At 68.3% G+C, this 4,030-nt stretch carries 3 protein-coding genes; all 3 read left to right on the top strand.

Annotated features, from left to right (window positions below; translation table 11 throughout):
* The first annotated feature begins 78 nt into the window (after nucleotides 1-78).
* A complete protein-coding gene (locus ON39_RS22215; protein WP_040737280.1) occupies nucleotides 79-2,364 on the top strand; it encodes a terpene synthase family protein in 2,286 nt (761 codons plus the stop codon).
* On the top strand, nucleotides 2,361-3,314 hold the full coding sequence (gene ispH / locus ON39_RS22210) for a 4-hydroxy-3-methylbut-2-enyl diphosphate reductase (RefSeq protein ID WP_040737278.1): 954 nt from the start codon (nucleotides 2,361-2,363) through the stop codon (nucleotides 3,312-3,314). The genes ON39_RS22215 and ispH overlap by 4 nt, the downstream gene beginning before the upstream one ends.
* Nucleotides 3,311-4,030 (top strand): flavodoxin-dependent (E)-4-hydroxy-3-methylbut-2-enyl-diphosphate synthase (locus ON39_RS22205; RefSeq protein ID WP_040737276.1); only part of this gene is annotated, 720 nt, incomplete at its 3' end. The genes ispH and ON39_RS22205, both read left to right, overlap by 4 nt.

Below are 4,030 nucleotides of genomic sequence, written 5' to 3'. Positions count from 1 at the left end.
CGCGGATCTGATGGCGCTGGCCGGCCTGGTTTCAGACAGAAACCACTGAGCCGCCGACGCCGACCGTAAGGAGATGACATGCAGCCCTTCGACCTTCCCGATTTCTACATGCCGTACCCGGCCAGGCTCAACCCCCACGTGGACATCGCCCGCGCGCACACCAGGAACTGGGCCGAGGCGATGGGCTACTTCGAACCGCAAGGCGGGCACCATATTTGGGACGAGACCGACCTCGAGAAGCACGACTACGGCCTGCTGTGCGCCTACACCCACCCCGACTGCGACAGCCAGGAGCTGTCGCTGATCACCGACTGGTACGTGTGGGTCTTCTACTTCGACGATCACTTCCTCGAATTGTTCAAGCGCACAAGGGATACCGAGGGCGCACGGCAATACCTGGACCGGCTGCGCGCCTTCATGCCGCTCGACGGCGGCCCGATGCCGGAGCCGACCAACCCGGTCCAGCGCGGACTCGCCGACCTGTGGCCGCGCACCGTGCCGACCATGCCGATGGACTGGCGCAGGCGCTTCGTCGAGACCACGACCGCACTGCTGGAGGAGTCGCGGTGGGAGCTGACCAACATCACCGAGGGCCGGATCGCGAACCCGATCGAGTACATCGAGATGCGGCGCAAGGTCGGCGGCGCGCCGTGGTCGGCCAACCTGGTCGAGCACGCCGTGCGCGCCGCCGTACCCGCCGACCTCGCCGCGACCCGGCCGCTGGAGGTGTTGCGCGACACCTTCGCCGACGCCGTGCACCTGCGCAACGACATCTTCTCCTACGAGCGCGAAGTGCGCGATGAGGGCGAGAACGCCAACGCGATCCTGGTGGCGGAGAACTTCTTCGGCTGTGCGACCCAGCGGGCGGCCGACATCGTCAATGACCTGCTGACCTCACGGTTACAGCAGTTCGAGCACACCGCCCTCACCGAGCTGCCGATGCTGTTCGCCGAGCACGCGACGGCCCCGCATGATCAAGCCGCCGTGCTCGCCTACGCGAAAGGCTTGCAGGACTGGCAGTCCGGCGGGCACGAGTGGCACATGCGCTCCAGCCGATACATGAACAAGGGCGCGACTACCGACCCGCTGCCGCGGCTGTTCAAGCCGATCGGGCTCGGCACTTCCGCGGTGTATCTGTTCGCGCCGGTCGTTCCGGGCGCGAGCAGGATCAAAAGCTTCCTGCGGCCGCGGTTCGAGAACGTCGGGCCCACGGCGCTGCCCGATCTTTATCTGCCCTACCAGGTTCGTCTGAGCCCGTTCCTGGATTCCGCCCGCGAGAACCTGCTGGCCTGGGGGAACCGGGTTGGCTTCCACGGCCCGGTGCCCGAGCTCGGCGGACGGGCGCTGTGGCGGCCGGTGGATCTCGTGGAGTTCGACTTCGCCCTGTGCTCGGCGGGTTTGGACCCGGACGCCACGCCGGCCGAGCTGGATCTCTCGGCCGATTGGCTCGCCTGGGGTACCTACGTCGACGACTACTACCCCCAGGTGTTCGGCCGGCGCAGGGACATCATCGCGGCCAAATCCCAGGGCAAGCGGTTATCGGAGTTCATGCCGCTGGACACCACTGGCTTTCCGCCCGCGGCGAATGCGGTGGAGCGTGCGCTCGCCGACCTCTGGCACCGGACCGCAGCAACTCTCGCCCATGAACAGAAGACTGAATTGCGCAGCGCTGTAATGGCTTTCCTGGAAGGCTGCGAATGGGAGGTGGCCAACGACATCACCGGACGTATTCCCGACCCGGTCGACTACGTCGAGATGCGCCGTCGTACCTTCGGTTCGGATCTCACCATGGCCCTGTCGCGGCTCTCACACGGACAACTCGCCGCGCCGGAACTCTCCCGAGCCCGAACCCTCTCGGACCTGGAGCACACTGCCAGCGACTACGCCACGATGGTCAACGACCTGTTCTCATATCAGAAAGAGACACAGTACGAGGGCGACTTCCACAACGCGGTCCGCGTCATGCAGAACTTCTTCGACTGCGGCCCCCAGGACGGCGTCGCCATCGTCAACGACCTGCTGACCGCGCGGATGCAGCAGTTCGAACGCATCGTCGGCAGCGAATTGCCCGCCCTCTACCGGGAATACGACCTCGGCAAAGACGTGCGCGACTCGATCGACCGCCGGGCGGCCGAACTCCAGGACTGGCTGGCCGGAGTCGTGCACTGGCACAGATCCACCGGCCGCTACAAAGAGCCTCAGCTAGCGGACCGGTATCGACCCGCGGCAGCTCCTGTCGACCCGATGGCCGAAATCCCCTCCCCCACACCGGCCTACACGCGGCCGAGCGGGATCGGCACCGGGGCCGCGCGCATCGACGGACTCTGCCGCTCTCTGCGCGCCCGCCAGACGGTGTCGCCATGACCACCACCCGTGCGCGAACCGTATTACTCGCCGCGCCACGGTCTTTCTGCGCGGGCGTCGAGCGGGCGATCGACACCGTCGAGCGATTGCTGGCCGCGCCCCAGCGGCGGGACCCGATCTATGTGCGCAAGCAGATCGTGCACAACACCCACGTGGTCGCCGAGCTGGCCGCCCGCGGCGCGATCTTCGTCGAGGAGCTGGACGAGGTGCCCGCGGGCGCGACGGTCGTGTTCTCCGCGCACGGCGTCTCCCCCGCCGTGCGCGCGGAGGCGAAGCGGCGCGAGCTTACCGTGGTCGACGCCACCTGTCCGCTCGTTACCAAGGTGCATGCCGAGGCCCGGCGTTTCGCGGCCCGCGGCGACACCATCGTCCTGGTCGGCCACGCCGGGCACGAGGAGGTCGAGGGCACCGCGGGCGAGGCGCCCGAGTCGACCGTGGTGGTCGGCGATCCGGCCGAGGTCGCCGCGCTCGAGGTCCCCGACGAGAGCCGGGTCTCCTACCTGACCCAGACCACGCTGTCGATCGAGGAGGCCGACGCGACCATCCAGGCTCTGCGCCAACGCTTTCCGCAGCTGCACGGGCCGGGCAGCGCCGACATCTGTTATGCCAGCACCAATCGTCAACAGGCCGTCGCGGCGATCGCGCGGCACAGCGACGTCGTGCTCGTCGTCGGCTCGCAGAACTCGTCCAACTCCCTGCGCCTGGTGGAAGTGGCTCAGCGCCAGCAGGTTCCGGCGTATCTCATCGACAACGCGGCGGCCGTCTCATTCAGCTGGATCGAGTCCGCGGACATTGTCGGCCTCACCGCCGGCGCCTCCGCACCGGGCGTACTCGTCGATGAGGTCATCGAGAAACTGCGGACCTGGGGACCGGTCACGGTTCGCGAACACGTCACCGCGGTCGAGGACATCGCCTTCGCCCCGCCGCACGAGGTAAGGCGGCTGCCATGAGCGAGACCGATATCGGCACGCCCACAACGGGAGTCAGCGATCTCGGCTTGCCTCCCGTACTCCCGCGCCACCGCACCCGGCGGCTGAACGTCGGCGGCGTTCCGGTGGGCGGCGGCGCGCCGATCTCCGTGCAGACCATGACCACCACCCGCACCGCCGACATCGACGCCACGCTGCAGCAGATCGCCGCGGTGACCGCGGCGGGCTGCGATATCGTCCGGGTGGCGGTGCCGACGACCGAGGACGCGGCCGCGCTACCGGCCCTGGTGGCCCGATCGCCGCTACCGGTCATCGCCGATATCCATTTCCAGCCGCGCTACGTCTTCGCCGCGATCGACGCGGGCTGCGCGGCGGTGCGCGTGAACCCCGGCAATATCAAGCAGTTCGACGATCGCGTCGGCGAGATCGCGAAAGCGGCCGGGGCGGCGGGCATTCCGATCAGGGTCGGCGTGAACGCCGGCTCGCTCGACCCGCGCGTGCTCGCCGAGCACGGCTCGGCCACCGCGGCGGCGCTGGTCGACTCGGCGCTGCGCGAGGCGGCGCTGTTCGAGGAGCACGGCTTCACCGACCTCAAAATCGCGGTCAAGCACCACGATCCGCGCACCATGATCGCCGCCAACCGGCTGCTCGCCCAACGATGCGACTACCCGCTGCACCTGGGCGTCACCGAGGCGGGACCGATGTTCCAGGGCACCATCAAATCGGCGGTCGCCTTC

The sequence above is a fragment of the Nocardia tenerifensis NBRC 101015 genome (genome assembly GCF_000308715.1).
GTDB classification, from domain to species: domain Bacteria; phylum Actinomycetota; class Actinomycetes; order Mycobacteriales; family Mycobacteriaceae; genus Nocardia; species Nocardia tenerifensis.
The sequence above is the reverse complement of the archived record's forward strand: the minus strand, read 5'-3'. Positions and strand labels throughout refer to the sequence as shown.

Bases quoted from the DNA above. Each gene is read 5' to 3' on its own strand.
- ON39_RS22215 (WP_040737280.1), top strand. From the start codon at position 79: ATGCAGCCCTTCGACCTTCCCGATTTCTACATGCCGTACCCGGCCAGG.
- ispH (WP_040737278.1), top strand. From the start codon at position 2,361: ATGACCACCACCCGTGCGCGAACCGTATTACTCGCCGCGCCACGGTCT.